The 15,728-nt window shown below is 62.2% G+C and carries 13 protein-coding genes and 1 tRNA gene; 3 read left to right on the forward strand and 11 right to left on the reverse strand.

The genetic code is table 11. The annotated features are described in order from the left end of the window. Nucleotides 1–402: 402 nt before the first annotated feature. The gene (locus B2J77_RS01345) at nt 403–693 is read left to right on the forward strand and encodes a DUF3077 domain-containing protein (RefSeq protein WP_058639967.1); all 291 of its coding nucleotides are present in this window, start codon (nt 403–405) and stop codon (nt 691–693) included. A 426-nt stretch (nt 694–1,119) separates the two neighbouring features. On the opposite strand, the gene B2J77_RS01350 is transcribed toward B2J77_RS01345, so the two are convergent. From B2J77_RS01350 to B2J77_RS01370, 5 genes are all read right to left on the reverse strand, one after another. Beyond that, nucleotides 1,120–2,325: a methyltransferase gene (locus tag B2J77_RS01350; protein WP_078477837.1), complete on the reverse strand. Its 1,206-nt coding sequence runs from the start codon at nt 2,323–2,325 to the stop codon at nt 1,120–1,122. A gap of 113 nt (nt 2,326–2,438) precedes the next feature. Further along, complete coding sequence (locus B2J77_RS01355) at nt 2,439–3,128, reverse strand: ABC transporter permease (RefSeq protein WP_078477838.1); 690 nt, start codon at nt 3,126–3,128, stop codon at nt 2,439–2,441. After that, entirely contained in the window at nt 3,125–3,820 is a 696-nt protein-coding gene (locus B2J77_RS01360) for an ABC transporter permease (RefSeq protein ID WP_058606101.1), read from the reverse strand. Before B2J77_RS01360 ends, B2J77_RS01355 begins: the two co-directional genes overlap by 4 nt. 54 nt (nt 3,821–3,874) lie before the next feature. Further along, nucleotides 3,875–4,627 carry an ABC transporter substrate-binding protein gene (locus tag B2J77_RS01365; RefSeq protein ID WP_058639938.1) on the reverse strand — a complete coding sequence of 251 codons (753 nt, stop codon included), beginning with the start codon at nt 4,625–4,627 and terminating at the stop codon, nt 3,875–3,877. A gap of 11 nt (nt 4,628–4,638) precedes the next feature. After that, nucleotides 4,639–5,412 (reverse strand): ABC transporter ATP-binding protein, encoded by a 774-nt coding sequence (locus B2J77_RS01370; protein ID WP_058606102.1) that lies wholly within the window; start codon nt 5,410–5,412, stop codon nt 4,639–4,641. 638 nt (nt 5,413–6,050) lie between these two features. Between B2J77_RS01370 and gabP the strand changes: the two genes are divergently transcribed. Then, nucleotides 6,051–7,436 carry a GABA permease gene (gene gabP, locus B2J77_RS01375; protein WP_078477839.1) on the forward strand — a complete coding sequence of 462 codons (1,386 nt, stop codon included), beginning with the start codon at nt 6,051–6,053 and terminating at the stop codon, nt 7,434–7,436. Between the two features lie 631 nt (nt 7,437–8,067). Here the strand turns inward: gabP and B2J77_RS01380 are convergent. From B2J77_RS01380 to B2J77_RS01405, 6 genes are all read right to left on the reverse strand, one after another. Then, the gene (locus B2J77_RS01380; protein ID WP_058639911.1) at nt 8,068–8,511 is read right to left on the reverse strand and encodes a hypothetical protein; all 444 of its coding nucleotides are present in this window, start codon (nt 8,509–8,511) and stop codon (nt 8,068–8,070) included. Nucleotides 8,512–8,598: 87 nt separating this feature from the next. Beyond that, complete coding sequence (gene ppk2 / locus B2J77_RS01385) at nt 8,599–9,579, reverse strand: polyphosphate kinase 2 (protein ID WP_078477840.1); 981 nt, start codon at nt 9,577–9,579, stop codon at nt 8,599–8,601. A 224-nt stretch (nt 9,580–9,803) separates the two neighbouring features. Next, nucleotides 9,804–9,879, reverse strand: a tRNA-Phe gene (locus tag B2J77_RS01390). 91 nt (nt 9,880–9,970) lie between these two features. Then, a complete protein-coding gene (locus tag B2J77_RS01395) occupies nt 9,971–10,243 on the reverse strand; it encodes an oxidative damage protection protein (protein ID WP_058639172.1) in 273 nt (90 codons plus the stop codon). Further along, nucleotides 10,243–11,307, reverse strand: a complete 1,065-nt coding sequence (mutY, locus tag B2J77_RS01400; protein WP_078477841.1) for an A/G-specific adenine glycosylase — start codon at nt 11,305–11,307, stop codon at nt 10,243–10,245. Before mutY ends, B2J77_RS01395 begins: the two co-directional genes overlap by 1 nt. Beyond that, the gene (locus B2J77_RS01405; protein WP_078477842.1) at nt 11,304–13,559 is read right to left on the reverse strand and encodes an AsmA family protein; all 2,256 of its coding nucleotides are present in this window, start codon (nt 13,557–13,559) and stop codon (nt 11,304–11,306) included. Before B2J77_RS01405 ends, mutY begins: the two co-directional genes overlap by 4 nt. Before the next feature lie 284 nt (nt 13,560–13,843). Between B2J77_RS01405 and B2J77_RS01410 the strand changes: the two genes are divergently transcribed. Next, nucleotides 13,844–15,505: an OFA family MFS transporter gene (locus B2J77_RS01410; RefSeq protein ID WP_078477843.1), complete on the forward strand. Its 1,662-nt coding sequence runs from the start codon at nt 13,844–13,846 to the stop codon at nt 15,503–15,505. Nucleotides 15,506–15,728 lie beyond the last annotated feature (223 nt).

Below are 15,728 nucleotides of genomic sequence, written 5' to 3' on the forward strand. Positions count from 1 at the left end.
GCCCATCGCGGCCGGTCCGGCGCTCCGGCGAGGCCGCTCCCACATGGGGATGAGTTGGGCTGGAGTGTTGTAGCTTGCGAGCCTTGGTTTTGTAGGAAATGTCTGGACTCTCCAGCTGGAGACTTCTGCAAGTTTAGTCATCGGACGTATCCTACGCGCTCTGCCGAAGTATCGCCGTTGTCTGGGAAATACCTCACGGATACCTTTGCCCCGTCGCTCTGGCGACCGGGTGTGAGAACCCGACTTTGAACCTAGCGGCTGCTCAATGGCGACCGTGCACGGGCAGACTTCGGTCTGGCCGGGCTTCCTATGTTCACTCGGTTTCTCACCCTGTGCACGGTTGCCGCCTTTGTCCCGTGAGAAGCATGAATGTGGCAACTCCTTTGAACATAGGGGGTTCATATGAAAACGATTGTTCCTGACCCACCCGTTGAGAGCGCTGTCACCACCGCAGGCGTAGAAACCTTCCTCCAAGCCGGCACCCCACCCGTAAACCTCCTTCGCGTTCAACCCGGCATCCCGGTGGATGCTGCGTACGAGCACGTCTCGATCCTGATGGGTTACATCAGGCACCTGGTGCGTGAGGGGGACATGGAGGATGACCATAAGCTGCTCGGTGCTGCGGATTACCTCTGCGACATGGCCAACGCCTTGCTGAACGACATCGAAATCGCCAAAGGCAAGCGCCACTAGCGGAGGCCCACCGGAACCTCGGCTGCATGGATGACGATAGGGCCAGGGTGCCAAGCGGATAGGCAACCCGTTTTCAGGTACCCGCCCAGTTCTTTGAAACGGCTCGAAGACAACAGACTTCAAAATCTCAAGGCCGTGGCAGGTTCTGAAGCCATTCCCAATTCCGGCATGGCAACCCCACCCCTACGCACCAAACCTCTCTGAAATCAACAAAAGATCGCCCCCGAAAAATTGCTTATGCACAAGCGGCATCGAATGCTTGTGCTAATGGCATAACTCAGGCCTCAACCAGCCGAATTTGCGCAAATGCCTGTTTTTGCTGGTCTTGAACGTGATTTTGGAATAAGCAAATCCATCTGGATGGCCGCGTACACCAACAGGTAACCCCAAGCTTGTTCACAGACTTATCCACAGGTTGTTCTGCGGCTATCTGTCGCGCTCGGCAAGGATCATCAGGTTGCGTGGGGTAAGGGTATAGTCGCAAAACACGCCCAAACGCACGTCATAGCCCTGTTCGGTCAGAAAAAGGGCACGATCCAATGCCAGCCAGAGCTCAAGCGGGCGGCGGAACAGGTTGCGCAGGCGTTCGAGGTTGCGTACCTGCGCCAAGCGCTCCCACCCTGCCGACTCCAAGGCTGCCCAGTCGATATCCCCATGCAGGTCCAGTTGCTTGAGCGCCGCCAGGTCACGGCAATACTGCTCGAAGGGCTTGGCCAGCCAGGCCACCGGCAGCGATGGCGTAGACAGGTACTGGTCGGTCTGGCGCTGCTGGCGTTGCAGCAGGTCGAAGCCCAGGCGGCGGGCCATGGACGTGTCGCGCTGGCGGCATACGCGGGCGCCAGCGGTGACGGTTTCGCTCAAGGGCAGGCCAAGGTCATCCAGCGACAGCTGCAAGGCCGAGGCACGGGCAGCTGTGGATAACGCCTGGTTCTGGGCGGTGGCAATGCGGTTGTAGCAGCACGGGGCCACGGCCAGTTGTGGGCAGTTTTGCTGGCTGGCCAGGCGCAGCAGCTGAACATGCAGGTCGCCGCAGGCGTGCAGGGCGACCACGCTGGTGTCCGCATCCAGATGCTCGGCGCTGCCGGGGGCCATCACGTCCTGGTGGATGTGTTGCACAGGCAAGTGGTGATGGGCACTGAGGGCCTGGCCAGCAGCCACCAGCTCGGGGTCGTACTCCAGGCAGGTCAGGCGCTGGCCGGGTTGCAGCAAACGCCGGCCCAAATGGCCTTTGCCCGAACACCAGTCCAGCCAGTGACGCGAGGGTGCCCGGAAGGCGAGGTGACTGGCGAAGGCTTCGATCTGCTGCCATTTGCGGCCGGGCACATTGACGTCAAGCCGGTGCGCGGCGGCGCGGAGCGCAGAGGCTGGCAGGTTACCCAGAGCGCTGAGCGTCTGGGCGGCATCAGCCAGCTGTGGATAAGGTGCGGGCAGTGCGTGCGGGTCGACCTCACCCTCGGCATCGGCCAGGGTGTTTTGGCGCAGATGTCGCGCCAGATCCGGGTAGGTGCCTTCCCAATCCAAGCGCAGGTGGGTGAACGGCCTGGGTTTCCACAGCGCCTGATGCTCAATCAAAAACCGATCAAGCGCCTGAAAGCGTTCGAGCAGAAGGTGGCTGTGGAGGGAGGTAGGCATTGGGAGCGCTGTCGATAGAAGGTGTTCAGGCCGTGCTGTCGGCTGAACCCGCTTTCACCCTTGCATCCACATGCTAGGCAAACACGGGCCAGCCGGCTGCGGCCGGTAAAGGATCAGCGCCCCTGGCAGGCGTCCACGCGCAACCAGCGCTCCAGCAGCTTGAAGCCCTGCACCAGCATGAACGAGATCAGCAGGTAGAACAGGCCAGCGGCGAAGAAGATCTCCACCGGCAAGTACGTGCGGGCAATGATGGTCCGCGCCATGCCGGTCAGTTCCAGCAGGGTAACCGTACTGGCCAGTGCGCTGGCCTTGAGCATCAGGATCACTTCGTTGCTGTAGGCCGGTAGGCCGATGCGGGCAGCCCGGGGCAGCATGATGTAGATCAGTGTCTTGGCCCGGGACATGCCCAGCGCCCGCGCAGCCTCGATCTCGCCTTTGGGAATGGACTGCAAGGCGCCGCGCAGGATTTCGGCGATGTAGGCGGCGGTGTGCAGGGTCATGGTCAGCACGGTGCACCAGAACGGGTCGCGCAGGTACGGCCACAGCGCGCTGGCGCGCACGGCGTCGAACTGGGCCAGGCCGTAGTACACCAGAAACAACTGCACCAGCAGCGGGGTGCCGCGGAAGAAGAAGATGTAGCTGAACGGCACGGCGCGCACGTACCAGTGCCGCGATGAACGGGCGATGCCCAGCGGAATGGCCAGGATCAGGCCGGCCACGACCGCGATGGCCACCAGCTCCAGGGTCAGGGTAGCGCCCTGGGCCAGGCGTGGCAGCCACTTGATGATCACTTCCCAGTTCATTGTTCGGCCCTCGCGAAGCCGCGAGCGGCGCGTTGTTCCAGGAAATGCATGCCGGTCATGGCGATGACGGTCAGGCTGAGGTAGATGCAGGCCGCCACCATGTAGAAGGTGAACGGCTCCTTGGTCACGGTCACGCCGATCTGGGCGTGGCGCATGATTTCTTCCAGGCCGATCACCGACACCAGCGCGGTGTCCTTCATCAGGATCATGAACAGGTTGCCAAGGCCAGGCAGGGCGATGCGCCACATCTGCGGCAGGATGATCCGCGACAGGATGCGGCCCTTGGACATGCCCAGCGCCAGCCCGGCTTCGCGGTGGCCTTTGGGGATGGCCAAGATGGCGCCCCGGAACACTTCGGTGGCGTAGGCGCCAAAACACAGGCCAAGGGCAATGACGCCAGCGGCAAAGGCGCTGAGCTCAAGGCCGGGCATGTGCAGGGCTTCACCCAGGGCGTTCATCAGGCCCACGGTGCCGAAGTAGATCAGCAGCACCCACAGCAGTTCGGGAATGCCCCGTACCAGGGTCGAGTAGAAACCGCCAAGCCACTGCAACGGCTTGATCGGGGAAGTCTTGGCCAGGGCGCCGAGCAGGCCCAGCACCAGCCCTAACAGCAAGGCGCACAGCGCCAGTTTTACGGTCATCAGGGTGCCGGCCATCATGGCCGGACCGAATCCGTGCAAGTCGATATTCATGGGCAGGTCATTCTAGGGAGTGGCGCGCCACCGGGGCGCGCCAATCGGGGCGGATCATTCGATGCTGAACGGGAAGTACTTGTCGTTGATCTTCTTGTACGTACCGTCGGCCTTGATTTCGGCCAGGGCCTTGTTCAGGTCGTCGCGCAGCTTGGTGTCACCCTTGCGCACGGCGATGCCGATCTTGTCGCTGTCCATCACCGGCTCGCCCTTGAACTCGTAGTTCATGCCATCCTTGCTCTTGAGCCACTCGTATTGCACGTACTTGTCGGCCAGGATGCCGTCGATACGGCCGGAGACCAGGTCCAGGTAGGCGTTTTCCTGGGTGTCGTACAGCTTGATGTCCACACCGCTGTAGTTGTCTTCCAGGTAGGTGCCGGCCAGGGTGGCGCGCTGGGTGCCGATGACCTTGCCCTTGAGCGAGTCCTTGTCAGTCTTGAAGTCGACGTTCTTCGGCGCGATGAACTGCAGCTTGTTGGAGTAGTACGGGTCGGTGAAGTCCACCGCCTGCTTGCGCTCGTCGGTGATCGACAGCGACGAGATCAGGAAGTCGAACTTCTTGGCGTTCAAGGCCGGGATGATGCCGTCCCAGTCGGAGGTGACGACCGAGCACTCGACCTTCATCTTGGCGCACAGGGCATCACCGATGTCCTTGTCGAAACCGACGACGTTGCCGCTGGCGTCCTTGTTGTTGAACGGTGGGTAGGCGGCTTCGATACCCATGCGCAGTTTTTCCGCGGCCATGGCATTGGCCGACATCACTAGGGTGGCAGCGGCTGCCAGGAGAAACTTCTTGTAGGTGTGCATGTATTGCTCCGTTAGCGGTGGCTGGACATGAATTGCTTGCAACGCGCCGAGGTCGGGTTCTCGAAGACCTGCTGCGGCGATCCCTGCTCTTCGACCAGGCCCTGGTGCAGGAAGACCACTTCACTGGACACCTGGCGGGCAAAGTTCATCTCGTGCGTCACCAGCAGCATGGTACGGCCTTCGTCGGCCAATGCGCGGATAACGTTAAGCACTTCCTGGACCATTTCCGGATCGAGGGCCGAGGTGGGCTCGTCGAACAGGATGACCTTGGGCTTCATGGCCAGGGTACGGGCAATGGCGGCGCGCTGCTGCTGGCCACCGGAAAGCTGGGCGGGGTAGCTGTGGCGCTTGTCGTAGATCCCCACCTTGTTGAGCAGCGCTTCGGCTGCCTCGACGGCCTCGGCCTTGCTTTGGCCAAGTACGCGGCGTGGGGCTTCGATGATGTTGTCGAGGATCGACATGTGCGGCCACAGGTTGAAGTTCTGGAAGACGAAGCCGATTTCGCTGCGCAGGCGGTTGATCTGGCGGTTGTCGGCAGCCATCAGGTCGCCGTTCTTCGCCGCCTTGAGCTTGAGGGCTTCCCCGGCCACGAGGATTTCGCCCTGGTGCGGGTTTTCCAGCAGGTTGATGCAGCGCAGCAGGGTGGACTTGCCGGAGCCGGACGACCCCAGGATGGAGATCACGTCACCGTCGCGTGCGGTCAGCGAAATGCCCTTGAGAATTTCCTGCTCGCCATAGCGTTTATGCAGGTTGCGGATTTCCAGCGCGGGCGTGGCCTGAGCCATGTGCGGTCCTCATGTGTTCGGGTGCGTTCCCAGCTGTTGGCGGCCTTCCTGGCGTGCGCCAAGCTAGCATAGCGGCATTATGACGGCCAACAGGGTCGCCGGGCACTCTGGGCATTGGTGGGGCAGTTTGTCGCATCGTTGCAGCGCAACGTCGCGCAGATGTCCACAAGGGAGGTTGCCCGGCACCAGAGCCATGATGAAAAAAGGCGCGATGGTGCCAGTTTTGACGGTTCCAGGGAAGCGCTTTCGGACCATGTGCCCGTGAAACCTGACTGTCCGGGCAGCCTGTCCAGCCACCCTGGTGCAGCCTTTTTGACCGCCGCCTTGGCCTAGGGTTGTACCGAAGGGTTGCGCCCTGTTTGCATTGTGATGGTGCGCAGGTGTTACCGAGGGGCACCTTTGGTGCATTTGTAAGTGAGTATTTCGGTAATGAGCGCTTTTCATGGCTAATCGGCCACGCGGTGGCGTTTTTTGCCCTAGCCCCCGCCGTTGTTGGTCTTGAGAGTGGTCTGGTCGAGCGCGCGTAGCACATGGCGCGGTTATTGCCAGTCTCCAATCAAGGGTTGCCGCTGTGCATGCTCCAGACGCGAGCCGCGCATCTGCAACCGACGTGATCTACTCCTTGCAAAGGTAGTTTTATGAGCGGCAACAATTCCAATGACCTCGCTCAGGGGCTTAAACAACGGCATGTGACCATGCTGTCCATCGCTGGCGTCATCGGCGCAGGCCTGTTCGTCGGTTCCGGCCACGCCATTGCAGCGGCGGGCCCGGCGGTGCTGCTGGCCTATGCAGCTGCCGGTACGCTGGTGGTGCTGGTCATGCGTATGCTCGGTGAAATGGCAGTGGCCTCACCCGACACCGGTTCGTTCTCCACCTACGCCGACCGCGCCATCGGGCGCTGGGCAGGGTTCACGATCGGTTGGTTGTACTGGTGGTTCTGGGTGTTGGTCATTCCGCTGGAAGCCAACGCCGCTGCAGCCATCCTGCATGCCTGGTTCCCGGCCGTGGACCTGTGGGCATTCTCCCTGCTGATCACCTTGGCGCTGACCGTGACCAACCTGTTCAGCGTGAAGAATTACGGTGAGTTCGAGTTCTGGTTCGCCCTGCTCAAGGTGTTGGCCATCATCGCGTTCATCGTGGTCGGTTGCGTGGCCATGTTCGGCCTGGTACCCACCAGCCAGGTCAGCGGTGCCAGCCACCTGTTCGACACCCAGGGCTTCATGCCCAACGGCCTTGGCGCCGTGCTGGCTGCCATGCTGACGACCATGTTCTCGTTCATGGGCACCGAGATCGTCACCATCGCCGCTGCCGAGTCCAAGGACCCGGGCAAGCAGATCAGCCGCGCCACCAACTCGGTGATCTGGCGGATCTGCCTGTTCTACCTGGTGTCGATCTTCCTGGTCGTGGCGTTGGTGCCATGGAATGACCCGGCGCTGGCCGAAGTCGGCTCGTACCAGACCGTACTCAGCCGCATCGGTGTGCCCAATGCCAAGCTGATCGTCGATATCGTGGTACTGATCGCCGTGACCAGCTGCCTGAACTCGGCGCTGTACACCTCCTCGCGCATGCTGTTCTCGCTGAGCAAGCGTGGCGATGCCCCGGCGATGGCCCAGCGCACCACCAAGGCGGCTACGCCTTACGTGGCGGTGTTGCTGTCCACTGCGGCGGCGTTCCTGTGCGTCTTCGCCAACTTCCTCGCGCCGGCCCAAGTCTTCGAGTTCCTGCTGGCAAGCTCTGGCGCCATCGCGTTGCTGGTGTACCTGGTGATTGCCGTTTCGCAACTGCGCATGCGTGCCAAGCGCGAGGCCAGCGGTGAGCAGATCGCGTTCAAGATGTGGCTGTTCCCAGGGCTGACCTGGGCGACCATTGCCTTTATCGTGGCGGTACTGGGGGTAATGGCACTGCGTGAGGACCACCGCATCGAGATCATCGCGACGGCACTGCTGAGCATCGCTGTGGTGGCTGCGGGGCTGCTGGTGCACCGCAAGCGCGAAGCTGGTGGCCAGGCGGCAGTGGTCAAGTAAGGCAGCGGCGACCGCTCGCTTGCCCTCTGGTGCAAGCAGCGGCTCTACGCGAAATCTGCAAGCTTGCACAATGCCATGTAGCGGTCCTTGCCGAGTGGCCGGGCCGGCCGCGACATATCTGCTCCGAAGCTGAAAACCTGGGGCCGCTGTGCGGCCCATCGCGGCACGAGGCCGCTCCTACAAGATGGCGTCAGCAAGCTATCTGCTGTATGTAGTCGCCATCGCCATGCATGGCACTTCCTTGAAGCAGAGTGCCATAACCTTTCAAGGCTTTTGACTCAGCGATAGGTTGGCACTGCAAGCCGCTACTGACCCTGCAGCATTGAGGTCATCGGCAGCTCACCAGCTTGTCGTTTTGCCTTGCAGGATCAACTGTATCTGCAGGATAACCCGCTCTTGTGGGAGCGGCCCTCGTGCCGCGATGGGCCGCAAAGCGGCCCCGACAATATCAATTCAGAAGCTGAAATCCTGGGGCTGCCGCGCAGCCCATCAGGGCCGATCAGGCGCCCCGGCAAGGCCCACACATGGGATGGTTTCCAGCTGTGTGCCGGGGAGTCCTTCAAAAAAGCTTCAGCCCTCCCAGCTACTTGCCGGGACGGTTCGCCCTGCAACGAACCGCCCCTGACAGCAATCAACCAAACTGCTTCTGCTGTTGCTGCTGCTTGGCCACCAGCTCGGACGCAGCCAGGTAAGCCTGTTGGAACTCATCGCTTTCCAGCCACGCCATGGTCGTGTCTTCGTCCGCGCCATCGAGCCATGCACGGTAGGCGTTGAATACCATCACGATATAGTCGGTCGCGTGTTCTTCCTTGTGGCCCTTGAGCACCAAGGCCAGCAGCGGGTCCACCAGGAATACCGAGATCATCGGCACCAGGCCGCCTTCCTGGGCTTCCTTCATTTTCTTGAACAGAGGGTCGTAACTGGCCGACGCCATGGCCTTGTCGAACACCTGCTCGACGCTGGCGCTATCGCCTGCGCTGGCCTTCACGGCCTGGCCGCTGCGTACCATGCGGTTCTGCTTGGCCTTGGTGGCGGCGCGCTTGGCGCGTTTTTGTTGCTTGGTAGAGGTGGCCATGGGCAATCCTTGGGTGGGGCTTGAAAGTGCGCGTATTGAAGCGCAGTTGCCCGCGAAACCCAAGTGCCATGCACGCACCAGTGGCCGTCAACTGGCGATGGCGTCGTCCTCCTCGAACCCGCGCGATGCCCGGCCGACCAGCAGAGGGTCCGGCGCGTAGGCCACGCTCAAGTCCTTGTCCGGGTAGTCCAGCGAATGCAGGAAGTGGCGGATACAGTTGATGCGCGCACGCTTCTTGTCATCAGACTTGATCACCGTCCACGGCGCGTCGGCGGTGTCGGTATGGAAGAACATGGCCTCCTTGGCGGCGGTGTAGTCGTCCCACTTGTCCAGGGACTTGATGTCGATGGGCGACAGTTTCCAGTGCTTGAGGGGGTCGTCACGGCGCGAGATGAAACGGCGCAGTTGTTCTTCGCGGTTCACCGAAAACCAGTACTTGAACAGCAGGATGCCGCTGTTGCACAGCATCCGCTCAAGGTCCGGCGCCTGGCGCATGAACTCCAGGTACTGAAGGGGCGAGCAGAAATCCATCACCTTCTCGACGCCGGCGCGGTTGTACCAGGAGCGGTCGAAGAACACCATTTCTCCCGCCGTGGGCAGGTGCTGCACATAGCGCTGGAAGTACCACTGGCCTTTCTCCTGCTCCGACGGCTTTTCCAGCGCAACGATGCGAGCGCCCCGGGGGTTCAGATGCTCCATGAACCGCTTGATGGTCCCGCCCTTGCCTGCAGCGTCCCGCCCCTCGAACAGAATCACCACCCGCTGACCTGTTTCTTTCACCCAGCTTTGCACCTTGAGCAACTCGATCTGCAGGGCGTGCTTGGCCCTTTCGTACTCTTGTCGACGCAAGCGCTGCGGGTAGGGGTAGCCTAATGGCAAGCGCGCCGATGTGCTGTCTTCGCTGCTGCCCTTGGGGGCGGTGGCGACTTCCAATGCGGCGGGCGCCTGGCTGATCGCGGTGATGGCAGGTTCGGGTTTGCGCGGGCGGGGGCGGCGAGTGCGCGGCTTGGCCTTGGGGGCAGCGTTCTCGAGGGGAGGGGGAGTCTGGAGAGGGGCGTCTTCGCTCATGGAGGTCCTTGCAAGGTGGTTCGAATGTTTACCTTGAATGCTAAGGACGACAGGGGGCTGGCTTTTTGATGTTGGTCAACTTGGCCGGGATGAGTGCTGCTGCTCGAAGGCTACCCATGACGAAGGGAGGTCCACCAGCACTTTTCGACAGGCAACAAAAAACCCGCACTGGGCGGGTTTCTTGTGTCGCTTCGGGTAACTTTGCAACCACCAGAAGCTGAAGGTGGTGCCCAGAGACGGAGTCGAACCGCCGACACGAGGATTTTCAATCCTCTGCTCTACCGACTGAGCTATCTGGGCGACGAGGTGAATTAAATAGACTTTCAGACTGCTCGTCAACGACTTTTTGAAAAAAATATTAAATTAATTCCGTCGCTTACGTTCTCCGAGGTCACTGCGAGGGCGGGACGTAGCCTTCTGCCTGGGCGTATTCTTCGCCGGCGAAAAACTTGTCCATCTCGGCCTGGAGGAATTTGCGGTCCTCGCCATTCATCATGTTCAGGCGCTTTTCGTTGATCAGCATGGTCTGGTGCTTCTGCCAGTCGGTCCAAGCCTTCTGCGAGATGTGATCGAAGATGTCCTGGCCCTTGGCCCCCGGATAGGGTGGGCGGTCCAGGCCGGGCAGTTCTTCGTTGTACTTGCGGCACATCACGGTGCGGGTCATCAGGCATCTCCTGCAATCAGTTCGTCGGCTGCGCGTTTGAGCAGCTTCTTCACCGGGGCGGCCAGGCCCAGGCGCGGTGGGTTGGCCAGGTTATACCAGAGCCAGTCGGCCTCGACCATGTGCTCGCCGACCGGGTCGACGTGCACCAGCCAAGGCTCGATGGCCAGCTGGAAGTGGCTGAAGGTGTGGGTCAGGTTGTCCAGGGCGCGGCTGCGGCCCAGGCGCAGGCCGTGCTGGTCGGCCAGGTCGTCGAGCTGGCCGATGTCGTCGAGCTCCGGCAAGCTCCACAGCCCGCCCCACAGGCCACTGGACGGGCGACGGTACAGCAGGATGGCGCCGTCGTCGTTGGCCAGCAGCGGCATCAGCGTGCGCCGCTGCGGTAGCGCCTTGCGCGGTTTGGGCTCGGGGTAGCGGGTTTCTTCGCCGTGCAGGTGCGCTTCGCAGCCGCGCCGTACCGGGCAGAGCAGGCAGGTGGGTTTGCTGCGGGTGCACAGCGTCGCGCCCAGGTCCATCATTGCCTGGGTGTAGTGGTTGGCACGAAGCTTGGGCGTGAAGCGCTCGGCGGTGGCCCACAGTTGGTTGGCCACCTTCGGCTCACCGGGGTAACCGGCCTGGGCGGTGAACCGGGCCAGCACCCGCTTGACGTTACCATCCAGGATCGGCGCACGAATGCCCATACTGATGCTGGCGATGGCGCCGGCTGTGGAGCGGCCGATACCCGGCAGCTCGGTAAGCTGCTCGACGCTGCGCGGAAACACCCCGCCATGCTGCTCGACCACGATTCTTGCAGCCTTCTGCAGGTTGCGGGCGCGGGTGTAGTAGCCCAGGCCCGTCCACAAATGCAGCACCTCGTCCTCGGGCGCCTCGGCCAGCGCCTGCACGGTCGGTAGCGCGTGCATGAAGCGGTCGAAATAGTTCAGCACCGTGCTGACCTGGGTCTGTTGCAGCATGATCTCAGACACCCATACACGATACGGGTTGATGCCCTGTTGCCAGGGCAGATCGTGCCGACCGTGTGCGTCGTACCACTCCAGCACAGCGCTGGAAAACTGCTCGGGTGTCATCGCTTGAACAGCCCCTTGAGCGCGTCTTTGAGTTCCGGGCTCACTTTGTCTCCGAGTTTTTCATCGAGCTTTTCGTCGATCTTGTCTTTGAGGCGATTGCCTGCGAGTTTGGCAGCGACCTTGCCCATGCCGTCCTTGTCCAGACGGCAAGCCTTGGCGCCCAGCTCCAACGGGCCACGGCAGCGCAGCGGTACTTCCACACCCACATAGCGCTCGTTGACCTGGCAGGCCGGGTCGGGCATGGCCCGCTGGTCGCCCTCGACGATCACACCCACGTTGTAGTCCATGCCCAATACCCGCAGGTCCACGTCACCATGGCCGTTGACGGTCAGGCCTGGGATTCGCACCTTAAGGTCAGGGTTGCTGGCCACGCCATTGCGAATCACCACGCTGCCACGCAGCTCCTGGAACGGGGTGTCCTTGCCGCGCGGCTCGCCGCTGAGCGACTTGCGGTTGAGCGTGGCGATGGCCTGGCACAGTTGCTGTTCGAGGTTGGCATTGACCAGCACACCGTCATTGATGGTGAAGTTGGCCGTGCCGTTGAGCGTGTCCACCAGCGCTTTCTGGCTGTTACCGGTGGCGGTCAGGTCGCTGGACAGGGTCAGCAGGCCCTTGACCGGCGGCGTCTTGTTTTTGTCGTCGGTCTTGATGAAGTGCTCGACCGGTACTCGCTGAATGCGGGTATTGACCCCCAGCTGTGGCACGGCGGGGCGCACATCGACCGTGCCCTTGGCCTCGAAGGTGCCGTTGTACAGGTCACCGCGCAAGGTTTGCAGGGTCAGTAGCCCACCCTGGCCATTGGCTGTCAGGCGGGCGTTGCCGATGGGCAGCTTGTCCAGCGTCAGCGAACCGAAGCTCAGGTCTGCCTGCAGGTCGAGGGCGCGCAGACGGTCCACCGGCAGCAGTTTGTCGGTGCTCCAGGCGCCCTGGGTGGGGGCGTCGGGCAGCGGTGTGCTGCCTGCACCGGCCACGGCACTGGCTTCCTGCTGCTGTACCTGGGCCTTGCGCGCAGCAGTGGCGCCCTTGGCCTCTTCGCTTTTGGCCGGCAGGTACCGGTCGGCATCGAAGCTGTCGCCCTTGAGCTGCAGGCGCAGGGCTTGCCTGGCGAAATCTTCGATCGCCACGCGCCCGGTGAGGGTGCTGCTGTCCAGTTTCACCGACAAGTCTTCCAGGGCGATGCTGGCAGGGGTGCCCTGCAGGCGCGTGACCAGTTCGAGTTTGCCGAAGGCGGCCGGGTCCTGGGTAGCAGGCAGCGGATGGCCGATACCGTCCAGGAACGTGCGCAGGTCGAACTGCGCAATGGACAGGCCACCACTTAGCTGCGGCGTCTTGTCCAGCTCACGCAGGTTGAGTTCGCCCAGGGCGCGCAGCTGGTTGGCCGACAGTTTCAGGCCGTTCCATGACGCCACGTTGGCGGCCTGGTCGAGCAGCAATTGGCCCTGGGCGGCGAAGGTCACGGTCTTGCCGCCGGTAGGCTCGCCGGAGGTTTCACCCGACAGGCGCATGTCTTCGAAGCTGTAGCGCTTGAGCGCACGGTCCAGGCGCAGCTCGCCGGCCAGTTCGGTGCGCGCCTTGATGTTGGGCTGGCTGGCGCTGATGAATGCGCTGGCCTTGAGTGGAATACTGGCGCCTTCGTGCACCGCGCCAGTGCTGAGCTGAATGCTTTCGGCGTTGTAGCTGACGCCGCTGCGTGCGTCGGTGTACTGCACGCGTGCATTGTTCACGGTCAAGCTGTCGATATCGAGCTTGACCGGTCGGTCTGCGCTGGCGGTGCCGGAGCGCTGATCGCTGTTTTCGGTGCCCTGCGTATCCCCTGGCGCAGGGGTCTTGCCTTCGGCCGACGCGGGCAATGGCTTGCCGAAGTCCTCCCAGTTGCCATGCCCCTGTTCGTCACGGGTCAGGATCAGGTTCAGCCCTTCGACGCGCACATCGCTCATCTGCACCTCGCGGCGCAGCAGCGGCAGTACCCGCACCGACAGGCCCAGCATCTGCAAGTCGGCAAAGGGCGACTTGGGCGCATTCAAGGTGGCGATGCTGGCGTCATGCAGCTCCAGCCCCAGCCATGGGAACAGGCTCCAGCCAATGTCGCCGTTGAGGGTCAGCTCCACATGAGCCTTGTCGCGCGCCAACTGGCGAATCTCGTCTTTGTAGTCGTTGGGATCGAACAGGTGGGTCAGGGCAAAGCCCAGCGCCACGATGATCAGCAACAACCCGAGAAGCCCTAGGCCCAGGATTTTGCCGAACGCTTTCATGGGCGAGTCCTTAACTATCGGAATGTGAATTCAAGCGCGAGAGTATAGCGCCGCAGCGGCCGTCCCTGTTTATTCGCCTGGATATACCGGCCATTTCCTACATGCCAAGCAGATGCTACGGCTTTCGACAGCGGTGATCATGGCAGTTCAGAAAGATCGGCTACAGCGCCTGACCGTGTCAGCCGAACTAAAATGGGCGATATCAGATTGCTTTCATGTGATCGGATACTGCACCCTTGCGCCGCTTTGTCTGCCTCTACAACTTATAAAAAAGGATCATCTCCATGAGCCGTACCGTGACGGCGGATGCCCTGGCCAGTGCGCCAGGCTTCCTCTCCAAGGAACGCATCATCGCCCGGCCGGGCTTCAACCGCTGGCTGGTGCCCCCGGCTGCTCTGGCCATTCACCTGTGCATCGGCATGGCCTATGGCTTCTCGGTGTTCTGGCTGCCGTTGTCGCAAGCCTTGGGCATTACGGCGCCGGTGGCATGCGCGCCAGACATGAGCTTCATTGCCCGGTTGTTCAGCGCCGAGTGCGACTGGCCCATTTCGATGCTCAGCTGGATCTACACCCTATTCTTCGTCTTCCTCGGCTGTTCGGCCGCCGTGCTGGGCGGTTGGCTGGAGCACGCCGGCCCGCGCAAGGCCGGGTTGGTCTCGGCGATGTGCTGGTGTGGCGGCATGCTGATTTCCGCCATCGGGGTGAAGACCCATCAGCTGTGGCTGATGTGGCTGGGCTCCGGTGTGATCGGCGGCATTGGCTTGGGCCTGGGGTACATTTCGCCCGTTTCCACCCTGATCAAGTGGTTCCCGGACAAGCGCGGCATGGCCACCGGCATGGCTATCATGGGCTTCGGCGGCGGAGCCATGGTGGGTGCACCGTTGGCCACGGCGCTGATGGGCCATTTTGGCAACGCGCACGAGGTGGGCGTATGGCAGAGCTTCGTGGTCATGGCCGCGATCTACTTCGTGTTCATGACGGCCGGCGCCCTGGCGTATCGCATCCCGCCCACCGGCTGGAAGCCCGAAGGCTGGAGCGCACCGGCCAAGAAGGCGGGCAACGGCATGGTCACCGATCGCCATGTGCACGTCAGCGTAGCCTGGAAAACCCCGCAGTTCGTTTTGGTCTGGCTGGTGTTGTGCCTGAACGTGTCGGCCGGTATCGGTATTCTTGGCATGGCCTCGCCGCTGTTGCAGGAAGTGTTCGCTGGCAAGCTGCTGGGCAATGAACTCACCTTCAGCCAGCTCAATGCCGCGCAATTGGCGCAGATTGCCGCCATTGCGGCGGGCTTTACCGGCTTGTTGAGCCTGTTCAACATCGGCGGGCGGTTTTTCTGGGCGTCGTTCTCCGACTATATCGGGCGCAAGAATACCTACTTCGCCTTCTTTGCCTTGGGCGTTGGCCTGTACAGCCTGATCCCGAACATGGGCCACTTGGGCAACGTGGCGCTGTTCGTGGCGGCGTTCTGCATCATCCTGTCGATGTACGGCGGTGGCTTCTCCACGGTACCGGCCTACCTGGCCGACCTGTTCGGCACGCAAATGGTCGGCGCCATCCATGGGCGCCTGTTGACAGCCTGGGCCGCCGCCGGGGTGCTGGGGCCTGTATTGATCACCTACCTGCGCGAGTATCAGTTGGCGGCTGGCGTCGAGCGTGCGGCAGCGTACGACATGACCCTGTACATCCTCGCTGGCCTGTTGGTGCTGGGCTTCATCTGCAACATGCTGATCCGCCCGGTGGCCGACAAGCACTTCATGACCGATGCGCAACTGGCCGCCGAACGGGCGTTGAGCCACGACAAGGGCGCTGACGGCGCGCGATCCCTCGAATGGAAGGCCGCACCTGGCAGCCTGCCGCTGGTGCTGTTGGCCTGGGCCGTGGTGGTGGTGCCGTTGGCCTGGGGCGTCTGGGTGACCCTGCAGAAGACCGCCGTATTGTTCCACTGACCTAGGCCGGTCGAAGCGTTGTCATGGGGCATTCGCGCCGGGCCCCGTGGCATCGATGCTGTCGGCAAGTGCAACAGGGCCGCGTTCAGTGGCGGCCCTAGAGTTATCGCAAAAGCGGTCATTTCCTCCCGGTTGTATAGACCTGTAGCGGTATCCGACCCCGTCATCACTGGGCTTGTCATATGTCTTGCGCGTTCCAAGCAGCGGCCATCTGCGCCTATAA

The organism is Pseudomonas parafulva (assembly GCF_002021815.1).
Taxonomy (GTDB): domain Bacteria; phylum Pseudomonadota; class Gammaproteobacteria; order Pseudomonadales; family Pseudomonadaceae; genus Aquipseudomonas; species Aquipseudomonas parafulva_B.